This window comes from Janthinobacterium saanense (assembly GCF_014200675.1).
GTDB lineage: Bacteria > Pseudomonadota > Gammaproteobacteria > Burkholderiales > Burkholderiaceae_D > Janthinobacterium.
In genome coordinates, this window is the sequence record NZ_JACHCI010000024.1 from 11,076 (window position 1) to 30,560 (window position 19,485).

20 protein-coding genes and 3 tRNA genes are annotated in these 19,485 nt (G+C 60.8%); 13 read left to right on the forward strand and 10 right to left on the reverse strand.

Annotation, left to right across the window (positions count from 1 at the left end; all coding sequences use genetic code 11):
- Positions 1–3: 3 nt before the first annotated feature.
- From HDE72_RS23885 to HDE72_RS23895, 3 genes are all read left to right on the forward strand, one after another.
- Positions 4–88, forward strand: a tRNA-Leu gene (locus HDE72_RS23885).
- Positions 89–164: 76 nt separating this feature from the next.
- A tRNA-Leu gene (locus HDE72_RS23890) sits at positions 165–249 on the forward strand.
- Positions 250–343: 94 nt separating this feature from the next.
- Positions 344–428: transfer RNA gene (locus HDE72_RS23895), tRNA-Leu, on the forward strand.
- 102 nt (positions 429–530) lie between these two features.
- Here HDE72_RS23895 and HDE72_RS23900 read toward each other — a convergent pair.
- Entirely contained in the window at positions 531–1,382 is an 852-nt protein-coding gene (locus tag HDE72_RS23900; protein ID WP_183746972.1) for an SDR family oxidoreductase, read from the reverse strand.
- 138 nt (positions 1,383–1,520) lie between these two features.
- Between HDE72_RS23900 and HDE72_RS23905 the strand changes: the two genes are divergently transcribed.
- The 4 genes from HDE72_RS23905 (at position 1,521) to phaP (ending at position 5,303) form a co-directional block, all read left to right on the forward strand.
- The gene (locus HDE72_RS23905) at positions 1,521–1,949 is read left to right on the forward strand and encodes a winged helix-turn-helix transcriptional regulator (protein ID WP_183746974.1); all 429 of its coding nucleotides are present in this window, start codon (positions 1,521–1,523) and stop codon (positions 1,947–1,949) included.
- A 133-nt stretch (positions 1,950–2,082) separates the two neighbouring features.
- Complete coding sequence (locus HDE72_RS23910; RefSeq protein WP_183746977.1) at positions 2,083–4,347, forward strand: ATP-binding protein; 2,265 nt, start codon at positions 2,083–2,085, stop codon at positions 4,345–4,347.
- A 49-nt stretch (positions 4,348–4,396) separates the two neighbouring features.
- Positions 4,397–4,594: a hypothetical protein gene (locus tag HDE72_RS23915; RefSeq protein ID WP_409254982.1), complete on the forward strand. Its 198-nt coding sequence runs from the start codon at positions 4,397–4,399 to the stop codon at positions 4,592–4,594.
- 115 nt (positions 4,595–4,709) lie between these two features.
- Positions 4,710–5,303: a TIGR01841 family phasin gene (gene phaP / locus HDE72_RS23920; protein WP_183746980.1), complete on the forward strand. Its 594-nt coding sequence runs from the start codon at positions 4,710–4,712 to the stop codon at positions 5,301–5,303.
- A 33-nt stretch (positions 5,304–5,336) separates the two neighbouring features.
- On the opposite strand, the gene HDE72_RS23925 is transcribed toward phaP, so the two are convergent.
- Positions 5,337–5,963 (reverse strand): helix-turn-helix transcriptional regulator, encoded by a 627-nt coding sequence (locus HDE72_RS23925; RefSeq protein ID WP_183746984.1) that lies wholly within the window; start codon positions 5,961–5,963, stop codon positions 5,337–5,339.
- On the reverse strand, positions 5,960–7,183 hold the full coding sequence (locus HDE72_RS23930) for an MFS transporter (RefSeq protein WP_183746987.1): 1,224 nt from the start codon (positions 7,181–7,183) through the stop codon (positions 5,960–5,962). Before HDE72_RS23930 ends, HDE72_RS23925 begins: the two co-directional genes overlap by 4 nt.
- 198 nt (positions 7,184–7,381) lie before the next feature.
- Between HDE72_RS23930 and HDE72_RS23935 the strand changes: the two genes are divergently transcribed.
- A complete protein-coding gene (locus tag HDE72_RS23935) occupies positions 7,382–9,040 on the forward strand; it encodes a VRR-NUC domain-containing protein (protein WP_183746989.1) in 1,659 nt (552 codons plus the stop codon).
- Positions 9,037–11,292, forward strand: a complete 2,256-nt coding sequence (locus HDE72_RS23940) for an ATP-dependent DNA helicase (protein ID WP_183746992.1) — start codon at positions 9,037–9,039, stop codon at positions 11,290–11,292. Before HDE72_RS23935 ends, HDE72_RS23940 begins: the two co-directional genes overlap by 4 nt.
- A gap of 25 nt (positions 11,293–11,317) precedes the next feature.
- On the opposite strand, the gene HDE72_RS23945 is transcribed toward HDE72_RS23940, so the two are convergent.
- The 6 genes from HDE72_RS23945 to HDE72_RS23970 all read right to left on the reverse strand — a co-directional run bounded on the left by HDE72_RS23945 (position 11,318) and on the right by HDE72_RS23970 (position 15,225).
- Entirely contained in the window at positions 11,318–11,716 is a 399-nt protein-coding gene (locus HDE72_RS23945) for an XRE family transcriptional regulator (RefSeq protein WP_183746995.1), read from the reverse strand.
- Positions 11,717–11,737: 21 nt separating this feature from the next.
- Entirely contained in the window at positions 11,738–12,118 is a 381-nt protein-coding gene (locus HDE72_RS23950) for a type II toxin-antitoxin system RelE/ParE family toxin (RefSeq protein WP_183746998.1), read from the reverse strand.
- A gap of 93 nt (positions 12,119–12,211) precedes the next feature.
- Positions 12,212–12,940 (reverse strand): LytR/AlgR family response regulator transcription factor, encoded by a 729-nt coding sequence (locus HDE72_RS23955; protein ID WP_183747139.1) that lies wholly within the window; start codon positions 12,938–12,940, stop codon positions 12,212–12,214.
- 26 nt (positions 12,941–12,966) lie between these two features.
- Complete coding sequence (locus HDE72_RS23960; protein ID WP_183747001.1) at positions 12,967–14,040, reverse strand: sensor histidine kinase; 1,074 nt, start codon at positions 14,038–14,040, stop codon at positions 12,967–12,969.
- A gap of 8 nt (positions 14,041–14,048) precedes the next feature.
- On the reverse strand, positions 14,049–14,852 hold the full coding sequence (locus tag HDE72_RS23965) for a LiaI-LiaF-like domain-containing protein (RefSeq protein WP_183747004.1): 804 nt from the start codon (positions 14,850–14,852) through the stop codon (positions 14,049–14,051).
- Positions 14,842–15,225, reverse strand: a complete 384-nt coding sequence (locus HDE72_RS23970; RefSeq protein WP_183747007.1) for a LiaF transmembrane domain-containing protein — start codon at positions 15,223–15,225, stop codon at positions 14,842–14,844. Before HDE72_RS23970 ends, HDE72_RS23965 begins: the two co-directional genes overlap by 11 nt.
- 124 nt (positions 15,226–15,349) lie before the next feature.
- Here HDE72_RS23970 and HDE72_RS23975 point away from each other — a divergent pair, with 124 nt between their 5' ends.
- From HDE72_RS23975 to HDE72_RS23990, 4 genes are all read left to right on the forward strand, one after another.
- Positions 15,350–15,505 (forward strand): hypothetical protein, encoded by a 156-nt coding sequence (locus HDE72_RS23975; RefSeq protein ID WP_183747010.1) that lies wholly within the window; start codon positions 15,350–15,352, stop codon positions 15,503–15,505.
- A gap of 268 nt (positions 15,506–15,773) precedes the next feature.
- Positions 15,774–16,550 carry an SDR family NAD(P)-dependent oxidoreductase gene (locus HDE72_RS23980; protein WP_183747013.1) on the forward strand — a complete coding sequence of 259 codons (777 nt, stop codon included), beginning with the start codon at positions 15,774–15,776 and terminating at the stop codon, positions 16,548–16,550.
- 154 nt (positions 16,551–16,704) lie between these two features.
- Complete coding sequence (locus HDE72_RS23985) at positions 16,705–17,373, forward strand: cupin domain-containing protein (RefSeq protein ID WP_183747015.1); 669 nt, start codon at positions 16,705–16,707, stop codon at positions 17,371–17,373.
- The gene (locus tag HDE72_RS23990) at positions 17,367–18,455 is read left to right on the forward strand and encodes a flavin monoamine oxidase family protein (RefSeq protein WP_183747018.1); all 1,089 of its coding nucleotides are present in this window, start codon (positions 17,367–17,369) and stop codon (positions 18,453–18,455) included. The genes HDE72_RS23985 and HDE72_RS23990 overlap by 7 nt, the downstream gene beginning before the upstream one ends.
- A 58-nt stretch (positions 18,456–18,513) precedes the next feature.
- On the opposite strand, the gene HDE72_RS23995 is transcribed toward HDE72_RS23990, so the two are convergent.
- A complete protein-coding gene (locus HDE72_RS23995) occupies positions 18,514–19,416 on the reverse strand; it encodes an NAD-dependent epimerase/dehydratase family protein (RefSeq protein WP_183747021.1) in 903 nt (300 codons plus the stop codon).
- Between the last annotated feature and the right edge of the window lie 69 nt (positions 19,417–19,485).

Here is a 19,485-nt window from a genome sequence, read left to right on the forward strand (position 1 = left end):
AATGCCCACGTGGCGGAATTGGTAGACGCGCATGGTTCAGGTCCATGTGCCTTCGGGTGTGGGGGTTCGAGTCCCTCCGTGGGCACCACTACCAGCAATGAGTAATTCATCGTTGTAGTCCGCTGTAGTCAGTAGTAAAGTAGCACCGTAGTCAGCAGCACAATGCCCACGTGGCGGAATTGGTAGACGCGCATGGTTCAGGTCCATGTGCCTTCGGGTGTGGGGGTTCGAGTCCCTCCGTGGGCACCACTACCAGCGACGAGTAATTCATCGTTGTAGTCCGCAGCAACAGTAGTACGCAGTAATAGTGGTACGCAGTAAATAAGCAAATAGCAGCATCAGTGCCCACGTGGCGGAATTGGTAGACGCGCATGGTTCAGGTCCATGTGCCTTTGGGTGTGGGGGTTCGAGTCCCTCCGTGGGCACCATTACCGAATTCGCAAAAAAGCCGCAAACTTTCACGAGTTTGCGGCTTTTTTCATTCCTGCTACCGATAGCGATGGCGCCGTAGCGCCATCCCTCCTCCGGCCTTACTTGGCCAATGCCGCCTTGACCGCTACGGCCAGGGTGCGCGTCGGACGGCCAATCAGCGCGCTCAGTTGCTTGCCATTGTCTTCCAGAGCGCCCTTGGCAGCGCCCGCGTCGGAGTCCGACAGCAGATCGGCAAAGCCTTCGGGCACGCCCACGCCGACCAGCGCCGCCTTGAAGTCCGCTTGCGGCAAATCTTTATACACGATGGCCTTGCCCGACTGGCGCGCCACTTCGGCCGCGTAGTCGCTCAAGGTGAAACCGCTGTCGCCGGCCAGTTCATACACGGCTTGCGGTGTGCCGGCCGTCAGCACGGCAGCAGCAGCGGCCGCATAATCGTCGCGCGCAGCAGACGAGAAACGCCCTTGCTGGGCCGCACCCAGCACTACGCCATGTTCCAGCACGGGCGCCAGGTGTTCCACATGGTTTTCCAGATACCAGCCATTACGCAAGATGCTCGATGGCAGACCCGAGGCGCGGATGGCCGCCTCCGTTGCGACGTGTTCGGCAGCCAGGCCCAGCGGCGTGGTGTCCGCACGCAGCAAGCTGGTGTAGGCCAGCAGGCTGACGCCGGCGCGCTTGGCCGCATCGATCACGTTCTGGTGCTGGGTGGCGCGCTGGCCGATTTCGCTCGAGGAAATCAAGAGGATTTTCGTCGCGCCCTGGAAGGCGGCGTCGAGGCTGGCGCCATCGTTGTAATCGGCCTGGCGCACTTGCACGCCCTGCTCTGCCAGATGAGCGGCCTTGGCCGGGTTGCGCACGGCAGCGATGATATTGCCTGCAGGTACGGTTTTCAACAGATTAGCAATGACGAGCTGGCCCAGATTGCCTGTGGCGCCGGTAATGACGATCATGATTTTTCCTTTGAAGGTGGGTGGTGTGGATCTATAATAAGGTCATTACTCTCTTATTGTAAGTACGTACCTTTTGGTAAGTGCTGAGATAAATACATGAAGACAGACGCCCCAAGGAACCCTATCATGGACATCGACATGCATATTGACACCCCGGGCGCCAGCCTGCGCGCCGCCCTGAGCCGCCAAACCCAGGGCGCACAGCTGATGGCGGCCGCCTGCCCTTCGCGCGCCGTACTCAGCCACCTGACCAGCCGCTGGGCAGTGCTGGTGCAAGTATTGCTGCTGAGCGGTACGCGCCGTTTCAGCGAATTGCGCCGTGAAGTGGGCGGCGTCAGTGAAAAAATGCTGGCGCAAACGCTGGACGCCCTGGTCAGCGACGGTTTCGTGTTGCGCCAGGCTTACCTGGTGATCCCGCCGAAAGTTGAATACAGCCTGACGCCGCTGGGGCGCGAGGCGGCCGAACGGCTGGCGGTGCTGGTCGACTGGATAGAGGATAATTACCCACGCATCGAACAGGCGCGCGACAACGTCAAGGCTGCCGGAGATTTGCCCAAGGTTGCCTGAACGCATTACTTGTAATCAATAATAGCCACACTCATCACTTACTTTTCCTTACCTTGCTGTAATATCAGCTTCACGGTGATACAGTTTTACCATCAGTAGCGGATCTGCAGACAGGCATAAGGGGTGCAATGCCATGAATCAGTTGATTTCCTCTCTCACTGACCGGGCCAAGGTATTACTGGTCAGCAAGGCGACGAATGATGTGCGCGAACTGCTGTACATGCTGGACCGGCACAACCTGGGCACGGGCGTGGCCGGCGATATTGATGAGGGCGTGCAACTGGCCGCCAGCGGCACCGACCTGATTTTGCTCGACACCGCCCTGGCCGGCACGAATATCAGCGCCAGCTGCATGCGCTTGCGCAATGCCGGCGGACGCCATGGCGTGCCCTTGCTGCTGATGTCGGCCACGCCCAGTGCCGAAGAGCAAGGCCGCAGCGTGGGCGCCGGCGCCAGCGACTACATCAAGATGCCCTTCGATGCGCGCGACGTGGCGGAAAAAATCCTCATGGAACTGGCGCTCCATAAAGCCGAGGCCGCAGATGCAAAGGCAGATGCGTCCTTCGCCGCCGATATCGAGCCACTGCGGCCCCTGCATCCGCAGACGCTGGAAGTCAATTACCACTCCATCCTGGCCGGCTCGCCCGACGCCGTGCTGCTGTTCGACATTGACAACAAGGTGCTGGTCGACGCCAACCATCTGGCGCAAGACCTGTTTGGCCTGCCGCAGGCGGCGCTGCTGCAAGGCGGCCTGGCGCCGCTGTTTCCCGGCAATCAGGCAGACGGGCAACCGTCGATGCAACTGCTGCAGCAAAAGATGGACGCCACCCTGCAAGGCAGGATCGCCGCCTTCCGCGCCACTTGCCGCCATCGCGACCATCATCCGATCGAATGCGAAATCCGTTTGATGCGCCTGGCCGTGCCGGGCCGCCAGCTGGTGCATGCGCGCGTAGCCGACTTGACCGAACGCAACCTGGCCGAAGCCTTGCGCGCAGGACAGAATACCCTGCTGGAAATGGTCGCCAAGGGGGCGCCGCTGATTCCCACCCTGGACCGCTTGCTGCTGCTGATCGAAGGCCAGTCGCGCGGCGTGTATTGCTCCATCATGCTGCTCGACGATGATGGGCGCCACATGCACAGCGCCTCCGGTCCCAGCTTGCCGCCCGACTACATGGCCCTGCTCGAAGGCGCAGAAATCGGCCCCGGCGTGGGCTCCTGCGGCACCGCCATGTTCTTGGGCGAAGCCGTCGTCGTCAGCGACATCATGCACGATCCGCTGTGGGCGCCCTACCGCGAACTGGCGGTGCAATTCGGCCTGCGCGCCTGCTGGTCGCGCCCCATCTTCAGCCAGGATGGCATCGTGCTGGGCTCGTTCGCCATGTATTACCGCGAAGTACGCAGCCCCAACGCGCAAGACCTGAGCCTGATCGACGCGGCCACCGACATGGCCGGCATCGCGATCAGCCGCATGCGCCATGAACGCGAACTGCAGCGCCACCGCACTCACCTGGAAGAGCTGGTGGCCGAACGCACGGCCGCCCTCACGCTGGCCAAGGAACAGTCTGAGCAAGCCAACCTCGAACTGGCGGCCGCACTGGAAAACCTGTCCATCACGCAAGCCGAACTGGTACGCCGCGACAAGCTGGCCGCCCTGGGCGCGCTGGTGGCCGGCATCGCGCATGAACTTAATACGCCGATCGGCAACAGCCTGGTGGTGGCCACCACCATGGCTGAAAACACGCGCACCATCCAGGCCGGCTTGCAGGATGGCTTGCGCAGATCGGAACTGGACACTTATCTGGCGCAGGCCGGCGAGGCGGACGCCATCATGCTGCGCAACCTGCAGCGGGCGGCCGACCTGGTATCGAGCTTCAAGCAGATCGCCGTGGACCGCACCCGCTCGCAGCGGCGCCATTTCCCGCTGCGCCGGTTCATTGCCGAACAGATCGTGCCCATGTCGGCGCAACTGAAAGAGGCCCGCGTGCGCCTGACGCAGGACGTGCCGGACGAACTGGCCATGGACAGTTATCCGGGCCCCTTGGGCCAGGTGCTGGCCAATCTGCTGGAAAACTGTTTGCGCCATGCTTTCGATGGCGGCCGCAATGGCGACAAAAATACCATCGCCATCGCTGCGCACGCCAGCGATGATGCACAGACGATCACCGTCTCAATTTCCGACAATGGCGCCGGCATCAGTGCCCACGACCTGCCGCATATCTACGACCCCTTCTTCACCACCAAACTCGGTTCCGGCAGCTCGGGCCTGGGCTTGCACGTGGCGCACAACATCGTCACGGGCGTGCTGGGCGGACATATCGACGCCACCAGCGCCAGTGATGGCGGCACCACCTTCACCTTGCAGCTGCCTGCCGTGGCGCCCCAGCCGGCCGACTCCTGAACGCTGCTGGCGCTACAATATGCGCAAGCATTCTTTGAGAGCTCAGCACATGATGAAATACTGTATCGCCTTCGCCCTGCTGGCCGCCAGCGCCTGCGCCCTGGCCGGACCGGCGCCCTGGTACAAATGGCGCAGCAAGGTCGACGGCACCCTGTCCTGCGCCCAGTCCACCCTGGGATTTGGCTGGGAACTCGCTTCCGGCCCCTACAAAGATAGCCGTTGCGAAAAACCGGCGCCTGTTAAATAATGGGGGCATAACAACACGGGGCAACCGGCTTGACCTTAAGCGCTGCAAGTTGACCATGAGCGGCGTCGAACAAGTATGAAAGATAACAAGTATCTATTCAAACCGAGGAGACCACATGTTTACCAATCCCGAACAATTCGCAACGGCCACCAAGGCCCTGTTTGAATTCCAGCTGATGACCTTCAACACCCTGACCAGCAAAGCCGTGCAAGGCGTGGAACAGGTACTGGCGCTGAACATGGCCACCGCCAAATCCGGCATCGAAGACAGCATCGCCGCCGGCAAGGAAATCAGCCAGGCCAAGGACCCGAAAGCGGCCGTGGCTGCGGCAGCTGCCCAGTTGCAACCGGGCGTGGCGGGCGCGAAAGCGTATAAGCAGCAACTCGACGACATCATCAAGGAAATCCATACGGAGTTCACCACGGCCGCCGAAGCCCATGTGGCTGAAGCGAAAAGCAATTTGAGCGCGCTGATTTATGACGTGACGAAAAACGTGCCGCCCGGCTCGGAAAACGCCGTCGCCATCGTCAAGGCCGCCATCGACAACGCCTTCCTTGGCTACGAGCAAGTGACCAAGGCCACCAAACAAGCCGTGAAGACCGTGGAAGAGCAGATCGCCAAGGCCTCGGCGCAGGTTGCGCAGGCGTCGGAAAAAGCGACCGCGCCTGAAAGCAAGCCGGCGCCGAAAGCAAAAGCGGCCAAGAAATAAAAACCATTCCCGGCACAGGGGCTGATCTTCGGGTCAGCTCCCGACCGGCACTATCTTGTACACGCAGCGCCTGCCGCCATCAAGCAGGTGCTCGCTGCGTTCCACCGTACAACCTTCCCCCAGCACCCGCTGAAAGATAGCCAGTTCCGAACGGCAAAAATTCTGGCAACTAGTTGCCGCCGCGCAGATCGGGCAATGGTTTTCCACCAGTAGCACGCTGCCATCGTCCTGCACTTCCGCATTGGCCATATAGCCTTCGCCGTCGCGCGCCACGGCCAGCGAATTCACCCGCTGCAGCAAGGTGCTGTCGCCATCGATCAGCTTGCGGTAAGCCGCTTCGCTACTTTGTTCCCGCGCAGCGATCAGCTTGTCCAGACCCGCCTCGCCAAACAGCGTTTTTACTTGCGCGATCAATTCCAGGGTCAGGTCGGCATGGCGGTCGGGAAAACGCGCATGGCCCGCTTCGCTCAGCTGCCAGCGCCGCGATGGACGGCCCACCTTGTCGGCCACGTCCTCGCAGACCAGCAAGCCCTTTTCCTGCGCCGCCTCGAGCTGGCGGCGCGCGCCCATCGAGGTGATGTCGAGCAGGGCCGCCAGTTGCTGCGCCGTTTGCGGACCGCGCATCTTCAGCAGGAACAGCGTTTGCTCAAAAGTGTTCATGCGGCTACCTCCGGCGCGACGACGTCACTGCTCGCCAGTTCGCGGCGCCAGGCGTTCAGGCGCCAGGCGGCCCACACGCCACAGCAGGCGCCGACGATCAGGATCAAGCGCGTATCGATCAAGGTCAGCACGGAGCCGCCCAGCGCCACGATGATGTTGGCGATGCAGAAAGTGGTCGCCAGCAAGCCCATCACGGCGCCCTGCCCGTGTGCGCTGAAGCGCTCGGCGCACCAGCCCTGTATCACCGTGTTATACAAGGCGTTCGGGATGCCGAACAGCACGATGGCGGCGATGCCCACCCAGATATTGCCCAGCGCCAAAGTGCCCACCGCCAAGGCCACGCCGCAGGCATACCAGCTGGCACGCAACAACGGCGCATGGCGGCTGGGGCCACCGGCCAGCAGCGAGGTGATGGTCATGGTGCCGCACAGACCCACATTCACCCAGGCAATCGCCTGCGCCTTGTAGCCGCCCATTTCAACCAGCCACAGCGGATAAAACTCGTAAAAGCTGGCCACGCCGCAGGTCAGCGCCAGCTGCACGATAAACAAGGTACGCAGTTCGGCATGGCGCAGCAAGTTGAGCGAATGGCGGTCGCGCGCCACCTGCCACCACGAGGTGGTCAGCAGCGATGGCGTTTCACGCGGCAAGGCGATGGCGACCAGCAGCGCCACCATCAGCAAGGCGATCGCGGCAATCCAGAATGGCACGGTGACGCCCCAGCCCAGGGTTGCACCGGCCAGGATAGGACCCACCAGCCAGCCCAGGTAAAACGCACCGTTCAGCCAGGACATGGCGCGCAAACGCAGGGGGCCTTGCAACTGATCGGCCAGCATGGCGCGGGCCACGGCACCGTTACCTTCAAGCAAACCGGTGATGAAGCGGGCCACGATAAACAGCGGATACGACTGGATCACCAGCGCCCAGGCCGTGATCGCGTGACCAAGCGCGGCGCCCACGGCCGTGCGCATCAGCAAGGGACGGCGGCCATAACGGTCAGACAAAGGCCCCAGCAAGGCCGAGCCAATCAGCAGGCCCAAGGGGTTGATGGTCAGCGCCAGGCCAAACAGCAGTTTGGACGGCAAACCCAGGAAATGATTGAAGCTATTTGCCGCTTCGGCCGCGAACAGCGGCGGCAGTATCGGGTAAGGCAGGGAGGCGCCTATGGTGGAAAGCAGCGCCAGCAAACAGGCAGCAGTGATCAGGATGATATTTTTCATGCAGCCTCGGTGGGTGTCTTGATTATATGTGTATGGAAAGAATATACGCGGGAGCATCATATAAGTAAACTAAAATGCTTATTTATTTGCGCGAGAAAATCAGAAAGATGAAATCGCTGGGCAAGCGGCGGCCTAAGGTTTAAACTGTATATAAACACAGTAAAATCTTCTTTATTTTAGAATTGCCCTATCGTCACCATGTTGAGAGTCCTGGAAAATCCCCTGTACTATCTGGACAATTTCCAGGGCGTGCTGAACTGGATCAGCGAGCGTTATGCCGATTTGCTGAGTCCTGAAGAAACACGCTTCGTCAAGCAGTTCACGCAATTGCCGCTAGCCTCGCGCGCCCTGTTCGTGCGCCTGGTGATGCGCAAAGGTTGCTTGTTCCGCGCGAGCAAGCTCAACTACGAGGAAATCGGCGATACCCGCGCCGCCGCCCTGCCCTTGCTGGAATTAAAATGGGTAGCGCTGGACCCTGCCATTTCGCTCGACGAGTTGTTCGAACTGCTGCTGAAACCCGAAATCAGCCAGGCATTCCAGCTCGTCACCCCCTTGAAAGCAGCGCGCAAGGCCGAGCAGCTGGAAGCATTGCGTGAAGAATATACGCAGGAGCAAGCCTTCTCGGCCTGGCATCCGGCCTCCGATGATGTGCTGTACCGGATTGACAACCAGGACCTGTGCGACCGGCTGCGATTGATTTACTTTGGCAACTATCACCAGGACTGGTCGGAATTCGTGCTGTCCGACCTGGGCGTGTACCAATACGAAAAAGTGGAATTTTCCAGCCAGTCGCGCGGTTTCGGCACGCGCCAGGATATCGAACACTATGAAGTGCTGCACCAGTGCCGCGAGCGCTTCAACGAGGGCGAAGCGCCTGCCGACGTGCTGCAGCAACTGGCGTCGCTGGCGGCACGCGATGCACACAATCCCTGGCTGGCCAGCCGGCGCGAAAAGCTGCAATTCCAGATCGGCCAGCACCTGGAAAAATGCCAGGACTGGCCGGCCGCCTACCACGCTTATGCCGCTTGCCGCTATCCCGGTGCGCGCGCCCGCGCCATCCGCGTGCTGGAAAAAGATGCACAGCCACAAGCGGCCTACGACAGGCTGATCATCGCGCTGCAAGCGCCGGAAAGCGAGGCAGAGCACCAGTTGCTACTGCGCATGGCGCCCCGCTTGCGGCGCACCCTGGGCCACCCGAAACAGCCAGCCGAACCAGTAACGCAAGCGGTGCGCATCGACCTGCTGCTGCCGCCGCCCCAGCAAGCCTGCTACGTAGAAGGGGTGGTGCAGCAGCACCTGACGCAAGACGATGCGCCCGTGTATTACGTGGAAAATACCCTGCTCAATTCGCTGTTTGGCCTGCTGTGCTGGCCAGCCATCTTCAAGGCCATTCCCGGCGCCTTCTTCCACCCGTTTCACCGTGGGCCGGCCGACTTGCATAGCGCCGACTTTTATCCGCGCCGCGCCAGCGATTTCCAGGCTTGCCTGGCGCAGCTCGACAGCGGCGCCTACCAGGCGGCGATACGCACCACCTACGCCAGCAAGGCCGGCATCGTCTCGCCTTTTGTCAGCTGGGAAGTGCTGGACGATGGCTTGCTCGAATTGGCGCTCAGCTGCATCCCCGCCCTGCATTTGAAAAAGACGTTTGAACGCCTCTTGCTCGACATCAAAAGCAACCGTAGCGGCTTGCCCGACCTCATACAATTCTGGCCGGCCGAGCGGCGCTACCGCATGATCGAAGTCAAGGGTCCGGGCGACCGCCTGCAAGACAACCAGCAGCGCTGGATCGCCTATTGCGCCCGGCACGCCATGCCGATCAGCGTGTGCTATCTGCAATGGCAGGATGCACAGCCATGACATATACCGTTGCTGTACGGGCCCTGTGCGAATTCACCGCCAAGGTCGGCGACCTGGACTTGCGCTTCACGCCCTCGCCCACGTCGCAGGAAGGCATTGCCGGCCACGCCACCGTCACAAGCCGGCGCGACGATGATTACCAGCGCGAAATCAGCCTGAGTGGCCACTTCGGCCCCCTGCATGTGCGCGGCCGCGCCGATGGCTATGATCCGGCCCGGCGCCAGCTGGAAGAAATCAAGACGTATCGGGGCGATCTGGACAAGATGCCGGCCAACCACAGGCAATTGCACTGGGCACAGGCGCGCATCTATGGCCATTTGCTATGCCAGCAATTGCAACTGCCCATGCTGCGCGTGGCGCTGGTGTATTTCGATATCGCCAGCCAGAAGGAAACCGTGATGCACGAAGAGTGCACGGCCGAGGCGCTGCGTATCTATTTCGAACAGCATTGCAGCCTGTTCCTGGAATGGGCCGAGCAGGAAATGGCGCACCGGCAAGCACGCGATGCAGAGTTGAAAGCAATGCGCTTTCCCCATGCCGATTTCCGCCCGGGCCAGCGCCAGCTGGCCGAAGCGATGTACAAGGCCAGCACCCGCTCCTGCTGCCTGCTGGCGCAAGCGCCGACCGGTATCGGCAAGTCGGTGGGTAGCCTGTTTCCCATGCTCAAGGCCACCGCAGCGCATGGCCTCGATAAAGTGTTTTTTTTGGCGGCCAAGGTGCCGGGACGGCAGATGGCACTCGACGCCTGCGCCATCGTGAAAAACAGTGCGCCGCTGCTGCCGCTGCGCGTGCTGGAATTAAGCGCCAAGGCCAGCGCCTGCGCGCATCCGGACAAAGCTTGCCACGGTGAATCATGTCCGCTGGCACGCGGCTTTTATGAGCGCTTGCCCTTGGCGCGGGCGGCGGCACTGGCCAGCGGCTTGATACTCGACAAGGAAGCCGTGCGCGCCATCGCCTTGCAGCTGGACGTGTGCCCGTATTACCTGGGCATGGAACTGGCGCGCTGGAGCGATGTCGTCATCGGCGACTACAACTATTATTTTGATCACAGCGCCATGCTGTACGGCATGACGGTCGCCAACGACTGGAAAGTCAATGTGCTGATCGATGAAGCGCACAATATGGTGGCGCGCACGCGCGGCATGTACACGGCCGAACTGGAGCAGGCCAATCTGAAAATGCTGCGCAAGATCGCCCCCGAAGCACTGAAAAAGCCGCTGGACCGGGTGGCGCGCCAGTGGACCGCGCTGCTCAAGGAACAGGATGGCGATTACCTGGTCCACCCTGCCCTGCCCGATAAATTCTTTGCAGCCCTGCAAAACGTGGCCACGGCTTTTGGCAACTACATGACCGAGCACGCAGCGGCGCTCGATGAAGACTTGCAGCGTTTTTATTTTGACGTGCTGCTGCTGAACCGGCTGGCAGAAAGCTTTGGCGACCATTCTTTGTTCGACGTCAGCAAGACGGCCAGCGGCTCCACCGTTTGCATCCGCAATATCGTGCCGGCGCCCTTCCTGAAATCGCGTTTCGAGGCGAGCCGCAGCACGGCCCTGTTTTCCGCCACCTTGAGCCCTTGGAATTACTACAGCGACACTTTGGGCATGCCGGAAAGCACGGCCTGGGTCGACGTGGAATCGCCATTCCAGGCCGAACAGCTGGCCGTGCGCGTGGCCGATACCATTTCCACGCGCTACCAGCACCGCCCCGCATCGCTGTTGCCCATCGCCGAGCTGATGGCGCGCCAGTATGCGGAAGCACCAGGCAATTACCTGGCGTTTTTCAGCAGCTTTGATTACATGGAAAAAACGGCCACTTTGTTCGCGCAGCATTTTCCTGATGTGCCGATCTGGCTGCAGCCACGCCGCATGGACGATGGCGCCCGTGCGCAGTTTCTGGGGCGTTTTGGCCTGGAAACGCGCGGCATCGGCTTTGCCGTGCTGGGCGGCGCCTTTGGCGAAGGCATCGATTTACCGGGCGCGCGCCTGATCGGCGCCTTTATCGCCACCCTGGGCTTACCGCAAATCAATCCTGTCAATGAACAGATACGCCAGCGCATGGGCGACATCTTTGGCGCCGGCTATGACTACACGTATTTATATCCGGGTATGCAAAAAGTGGTGCAGGCGGCCGGCCGCGTGATCCGCACGCAATCGGACAAGGGCGTGGTCTACCTGATCGACGACCGCTTTGCACGGCCGGAAATCCGCCAGCTGCTGCCCACCTGGTGGGATGTGCAACTGGCCGAACGGTAGTTGAGCCATCGATACGCGCGGGAGTTTATTTCTTGACAGCCGGCTTGTCCGCCGTGGCAGGTTTTTTCCTGGCTGGCGTACCCTCTGCCTCAATCTCTTGCGGGCGAAGAAAATTGCGCAGCTCGATGCGCGTGCCGTTTTGCGCCACCACCGACAACTCCAGGGTCATGCCCAGCGATTGCAAAAAGCGGCGCAAGGTCGAGACATAGGTATCGGAACGCTTTTCGAGTTGCGAAACCGCATGCTGTTGAATGCCGAGTTCCCTGGCCACTTCCGCCTGCGTCTTGCCCACGGCCTTGCGAAAATCCGTCAAGGAACTGGCGTGCGCTATCATCTCTGCCACTTTCTCCTGAGAAAGCGCTGCGATCTTTGCCTGCCGCTCGGCCGGCAAACCATGTATGACGTCCTCCAGCTTTCTGCCCATTTTCAACTCCTGTTTTTGTGTCTATTTCGCTACGGCGTTCAGCTTGTTCACATGCCTGTCATAACGTTCATTCGCCTTGGCCAGCAAATCCTTGTAGAACTTTTCCTCATTCACGCCCTGCTTGGCTGCCGCGACTAAAATGACCGCTTCACGCGTGGTATCGAAAGCAAAAGCGGCCCGCCATACTTCCGCACCGTGATTGGCCTTGAAACGCAGTTCTTTCATGTTCGGATGTTGGGCGTTTTTCAAGGTGCCCACCAAGGGACGCCCGGCAGCGGGACCCAGCTTCGAGAGCGCATCGGCGCTTGCCAGCAACTCATCCTGGACATCGGCTGAAAAAGCGTCGAACTCTGCATCGAAGTCATCGTGAAACGTGACCGGCCAACGCTTGGGCGCATCCACTTATCACCTCCGAGTGATATCATCTTAGGATGATTAAGCCGCCTTTGCAAGCGCAAGGTATGGAAAACGCTCAAGAAAGGGTCTGCGTTTTGTCTAGGCGAGCAGTAATTTGAGCTTTTGATAGCCGGCCTTGCTCACGGGAATCCTCGTCTCGTCGCGCAATATCGCCACATGGCTATCTTTGGTGAGCGCTACGATACGGCTGATGCCATCGATATTGAGCAGATAGGAACGGTGCACGCGCAGGAATTTCGCCGAGTCAAGCTGGCTTTCCAGTTCCGACAAACTCTGGCTTTTCAGGTAGGACTTGCCTTCCGAGCGAATGCTGACGTAATCGTCCTGCGCCTCGATGTAGTCTATCCTGGCACTGGCGATGACATGGACTTTCGCGCCATCGCGTATCAGCACGCGGTCCAGCGGCGCTTCACGTGCGACCGCCTGGCGTACCACCGCTTCCAAGGCAGCCACTGGCATGCGATAGGTGCGCGCATGGGCCAGCGCCTGTTCGAAACGCTGTTCGCTGTACGGTTTCAGCAGGTAGTCGAGCGCATGGCACTCGAACGCCTTCAGGGCATACTGGTCGTAGGCGGTCACAAAAATAAAACGCGTCTTCGCGCCCACCAGTTCAGCCACTTCAAAGCCGTCCAGACGCGGCATCTGTATGTCGAGAAACACCAGTTCCGGTTCCAGCTCCGTAATCGCCTTGACCGCCTCAAAACCGTTGGCGCATTCGGCCACGATCTCGATATCGTCATGACGGGCCAGGTATTCGCGCAACAGGCCACGCGCCAGCATTTCATCGTCGACGATAGCCACCCGCATCTTCGCTTGCATCGTGTCGCCCTCCTTTATTCTTCCGTGGGGCCGGTCTGCGCCGGCATCGATATCGTCACCACAAAGCAGCCATCCTGCCGCGTCCAGTGCACACTGGCTTCGTGGCCATAGGCGCTCGCCAGGCGCTGGCGCACATTCTCCAGGCCCAAACCATTACCGCGCGCCGATCCTTGCTCCGCATCGACCGGATTGCGCACTTCAATTTGCAGCAGGCTGCCGGCGCGCCGCGCCGTGATCGTGATCACACCACCCTCCGTCAAGCCGCAGATGCCGTGCTTGACGGCGTTTTCCACCAGCGGCTGTATCAGCATGGGCGGCAGCAAGCACGGCAGCGCTTGCGGGTCGATCTCTTCATTAACTTGCAGCCGCTCGCCAAAACGCACTTGCTCGATGGACAGGAAATGGCGTATCAGCACCAGTTCCTGTTCCAGCGCAATATGCTGGTGCGCTTCCATGCTCAGGCTCTGGCGAAAGAAGCTGGCCAGTGCCACCGTCATCGTGCGGGCGCCCGCCGCATCGATGGATGTCAGCGCGCTGATGGAATTGAGGCTGTTGAACAGGAAATGCGGATCGATCTGCGTGCGCAGCATGCGCAGCTGCGCTTCCTGCGCCATCAGCTGCGCTTCCAGCCCCCGCTGTTCGGCGCTCTTGGCGCGCAGGAATTCCTGCAGCAGATAATGCACGGCGGCAACCAGGCAATACAGTAGCGCACCAAGACCGAAAAACAGGGCCAGCAAGGATGGGCCGAGCGGCACGCCCAGCCAGGGAACATCGGGCAACAGGCTGAGGCTATTCACAAATTGCAGCAAGGTTGCCCACATCAGCCCCGCGAACAGGGCCGCCACACCGATCACGCCAGCGATGGCCAAGGGCCTGCCCTGTGCCAGCGGATAAGCACGGCACAGGTAGAACGCGGAAAATCCGCTGCCGACCGCATACACCAGCGTGGCCGGCACGACCAGCAGGACCGCATTGAGCCACGGCATTTCAGTTACCCTGGCCAGCACGATGGCCAGGCCCAGGCCCAGCGCGAGGCAGACCAGGAAAACCATCACGGCGCCGCGCCGTCTCGACAATGCGCCTGACACGCGGCGCCCTAGTTGCGTGCTTCCAGGCCGCCCATGATGGCATAACCCACCACGTACAGGCGTTTGTTCTGATACGCCGGGACGATGGTTTTTTCAGTAAAGCCACCGAGTATCGGCGTGCCCTGCAAGATCACGCTCCAGTCGGGCGGCACCTTGATCGTGACGCCGCCGCACATGGCAAATACATTCAACACGGCTTCGCCTTCGATCGAGGCCTGGCGCAAGTCAATTTCGCAGCCGCCCATGATGACGTTGATATCGCCGCCACGGAAGTTTTGCGAAGACACGCGCCGCACGAAGCCGCCCAGGATGGCGGTCACTTCGATGATGCTGTCTTCATCGGCTGCGCCTGTGCCTTCGTGGCTTGCCGGGGTCTTGTCCAGCGACACCGCGCCATTTCGCGGCTGCCCAAAAGGATCGCTCTGTGCCTTGTCAGCAGGATCGACCGTAAAGCGGCGCCGGCGCTGCCGCTGGCTGCCGCCAGGCAAGGATCTCGACACCACCGCCACGCCGACGCCGATAATCACCAGCGGCCACAGCATGTTCCAGTTCACATAAAAAAAGCCCATGGCTTTCAAGGTCCACATCACGCCCAGCAGCACCATCACGCCACCGACCACGTAGCCGGAGCGCGTGCGGCCCTGCGAAATTTTCAGCAAGCCAAAAATGATCAGGATGGTGGGCCAGAAACGGAAGGTATAGCGCACATTGATAAAACCCAGGTTATCGAGCAGGAATAGCAGCCCCAGCCCGATCACCAGCACGCCCAGCACGATTTGCGTAGCGGAATCCAGTGGCGGTTTATTTTTCATGTTCGGACTCCCGGTAAGCCATAAAGTGTTTGTTCAAGACCGGTTCCAGCACCAGCCCCACGCCCCAGGCGATCAGCAAGGCGGCCCAGCTGTTATAAAAAGACAAGCCCCATAATTCTTCATACGAGACATACCACCAGGCGGCGAAAAAGATCAGCCACAGGCCGCTCAATATCTGCCTGGCCGACACGGGCGCCAATAACTTGTTGAGGCCAAAGACCACCATGATGGCTGGCCAATAATGCCATAGCGAATAATAGTCACGCGCGGCAATCATGCCCAGCCGGTCCAGCAGGATGACGGCACCGACGACAATCAGCAGCAGCCCCCACAGCAGCTGGGTACGGCGGTAATGCGCTTGTTCAGGTTTCACGATAGCCCCTTTGTGCATCCATGGATCAGTTAATTGACTGAACGTAAAGATACGCGGATTTCACGCGGGGCGTAAGCGCTGTTCGGCGAATGACGGCCAGCAGGCGGTGAATGGCGGTGCTACGGTGAATGGCGATGAACCAAAAAAAAGGCCGGCATATGCCGGCCTGGAAGGGGTTAATACTGAAAAGTTTAACGCCGGAGAACTGGGAACACCGCATGGCTTTGCCTTATGCCATGCGGCAAAAAATCTGGTGCCGATCCTTGAGGCGACCGGCTGACCTGCTGGAAGATCGAACATGCCGCCAACTTCACGGCAGTGCGTCTCGACCACGCAGAAACATCATAGCGCCATTCTCAAAAAAACACCGTTCGCTAGCGCACATAAGAGACAAATTCATCGCCTCCCTTGCTCCGATAAAGTTTTTCTTTCAATGAATGACAGTTAATCTGCTTTGTGAGCAAGTGGAAATCGGAGAAAAATACAGCCATTGATGCAGCGAATTACGATCCGCTCATCGCTCCTTTCATCACTTATCAGGATAAATCATGCATACATTTTCTTCCAAGGTTGCCATCGTCACCGGTGGCGGTTCCGGTATCGGCAAAGAAGTCGCCAAACGCCTGGTGCAGGCAGGCGCCCAGGTCGTCATCGGCGGGCGCGACGACGCCAAGCTGCAGCGTGCGGCAGCAGAGATCGACCCGAGCGGCAACCAAGTGCGCTGCCACGCGGGCGACATCGCCCAGCCGGCCACGGCAGCAGCATTGGTGACACTGGCCACGCAAGCATTTGGCGGCGTCGACATCCTCGTCAACAACGCCGGCGTGTTCCGTCCCAAGGCTTTCCTCGAGGTTGACGAGGCCGAGTACGACTGGTTTCTCGACACCATCCTCAAGGGTAAGTTCTTCATGGCGCAAGCGGCCGCCAGGGCCATGCAGCAACGGGGCGGCGGCGCCATCGTGCAAACCGGCTCGCTGTGGGCCTTGCAAGCGATCGGTGCGACGCCGTCGGCCGCCTACTCGGCCGCCAATGCCGGCGTGCACGCCCTGACGCGCAACCTGGCCATCGAACTGGCAGGGTCGAACATCCGCATCAACACGGTCGCGCCTGGCGTAGTGGAAACGCCGGTCTACAACACCTTCATGAGCGATGAACAGGTGAAGGACACCTTGCCGTCGTTCAATGCCTTCCACCCGCTGGGACGCAATGGCCAGCCGGGCGATATTGCCGACGCCATCCTGTTCCTGGCTTCGCCGAACGCCTCGTGGATCACCGGCACCGTGCTGCCGGTGGACGGCGGCGTCATGGCCGGCCGCCAGGCTTGAATCACCCATTTCAAACTGACAGGAGTTTTATCATGATGCAAGACTGGCATACTTGCCGCGACAGCCTGCTGCAACGCGTGGACGATGTGGCCAAACTGAGGCCTGACGTCATAACGCTGAGCATGACGATTGCACTAGAGGGGCCGGAAACACCATGCTGATCAACGCAGACTACACGCGCCGCGCTACGGTCGTTCCCGGCCAGCATCGCTGGCTGGCCTCGCCGCAGGACGGGGTCGAGCGGCTGATGCTGGACCGCCTGGGCGGCGAACGGGCGCGCGCCACCAGCCTCGTGCGCTATGCGCCGGGCGCCCACTTTCCTGCACACCAGCATCCGGGCGGCGAGGAAATCCTGGTGCTCTCTGGTACTTTCTCAGCCGATGGCCAGCACTATCCGGCTGGCAGCTATCTGCGCAACCCACCGGGCTCGTCGCACCAGCCTTCAAGCCAGGATGGCGCCTTGCTGTTCGTCAAGCTATGGCAAATGACGGCCGATGAACAGGCTGCGCTGCGCATCGATACACGCGATCCGGCCCAATGGCAAGGCCACGGGGATAGCAATATGTGCCGCCTGTTCAGCAATACAAATGAACAGCTCAGCCTGCAACGCCTGGCGCCAGACACCGTGTTCTCCATCGATAACGCAGAACTGCTGGTGCTGGAAGGTGGCTTGCTGGAAGGTGCGCAACACTATCCGCGCCACAGCTGGCTGCGCCTGCCGCCCGGCGATACGGCTACCCTGCGTGCTGGCGCACACGGCGCCACCATCTATCTGAAAACCGGCCACCTGGCTTACCTGGCCAGCCTGGGGGCGCCATGCTGACCGCCCGCATCGTGATTATCGGCGGCGGCCTGGCCGGCTTGTATGCCGCGTATCTGCTGGAACAGCGCGGCATGACAGATTACGTGCTGCTGGAAGCGCGCAGCCACTTTGGTGGACGCATCGCTGCCACACCCGAAGGCCATGACCTGGGCGCCACCTGGTTCTGGCCTGAATTGCAGACACAATTGAGTGAGCTGATCGACGCATTGCAATTGCCGCGTTTTGAACAATACGCCAGCGGCGATATGGTCATTGAACGCTCGCGCCAGGCCACACCCGAACGCATGGCCAGCTATTTCTCTGCCCCGCCATCGATGCGCCTGGCCGGCGGCATGGGCGCGCTGACGGACGCACTGCAGGCGGCAATACCAGCAGAACGCACAATGACAGGCCAGCGCGTGCGCCGCCTGCAGCGCCTGTCTGGCCATATCCACGTTGAACTTGACGATGAACAAGGCAATCCCGTTGCGTACCAGGCTGAACATGTGCTGCTGGCCTTGCCGCCCCGCCTGGCCGCAGCCATCGCATACACGCCAGCGCTGCCCGCAACCCTGGCCGACACATGGTCCGGCACCCCAACCTGGATGGCGCCGCACGCCAAGTACGTGGCCATTTATAAGCACGCTTTCTGGCGCCGCCAAGGTTTATCCGGCCATGCCCGCAGCGCAGGCGGCCCGTTGGCTGAGATACACGACGCCAGCGCAGACGATGGTCCGCCTGCCCTGTTCGGCTTTCTCGGCGTGCCGGCCATCAAGCGCCAAGATGTCAGCGCAGAGGTGCTGCTGGCGCATTGCCGCGCGCAACTGGTCCGTTTGTTCGGGCCGCAAGCCGGCTCGCCCGTGGCCGAATACCTCAAGGACTGGGCCACGGACAGCTGCACGGCAACACCGGCTGACTTGCAAGGACAGGGAGAGCACCCGGACGCTCCCGCCGCCCAGGCTGGCGATGGCCGATGGCAAGGCCGCATCACGGGCATCGCCAGCGAATGGTCGCCCCATTTCCCCGGCTACCTCGCCGGCGCCATCGACGCGGCCCAGCGCGGCGTCGCAAGTTTATCGAAAACAATGGAGATAACGCCATGAATACGACCTACCGGGCCATGCAGATCCGCCAGCCGGGCATGGTGCTGACGATGGGTTCTTAGTGAGGCGGGTTCAGCATGTCTTTGCTGATCCATTCCAGCACCGATGGACCTGTTGGCTGCCAGCCCAGCAGCTTGCGCGAGCGTTCGCCACGCACGCGGCTGTTGGAACCGAGTCCATACGACGCCATTTCATAACCCCATTCGGCGATGGCTTCGGGTAATGGCCAGTCTTGCGCGGGGCCCAGGTCCAGCGCTTCGGCAATCGCCGCCGTCATGTCGCGGAAGGCTGCTTCGCCCGATTCGACGAAATAGAAAGTGCCGGCAGGCGACTTTTCCAGCGCCAGCAAATACAGGCTGACCACGTCGTCGATATGCACGTTGGACCAGATATTGCGGCCTGGTCCCACATGGCGCACGATGCCGCTCTTGCGCGCCTGCTTGAGCAGACGCGGCAATTGCACGCTGTCGCGCGGCAAAGCGCCATGGCCGTAGATCAAGGTATTGCACAGCACGCTGGCGCGCACGCCCTGGGCAGCGCTGGCCAGTATCAAATCATCGATGGCGACGCGGGCCGCCTTGTCGGCCGTCGGTGCGGGCAGCTTGTCTTCGTAATAAATCTGCTCCGTGCCTTCGCCGCCCGACGCGTCGCCCACGATGGACGAGCCGCTGGTGTGCAAATACACTTTGTTGCTGCCGGCCAGCGCTTCGAGAATGGCTTCGACGCCGCCACGGTGGTCGCTGCTGGCGGCATTGATGACGGCGTCGGCCGCGCGCGCCTGTTCGATGATCAGTTCGCGGTCATTCAAGGTGCCGACCACGCCCTGCACGCCGATCGTAGCCAGTTCGTCCACTTGCTCCGGTTTGCGCACCAGGCCCGTCACCTGATGGCCGGCACGCACCAGGCCCGCCGCGATGGAACTGCCGATAAAACCTGCCGCACCTGTCAAAAATACTTTCATGTCTGCTCCTCAGTTGGTCTAGCTAGATTGCAATCAATCTCACCAAGCCAGTATGCCGCGTTTTCGCTT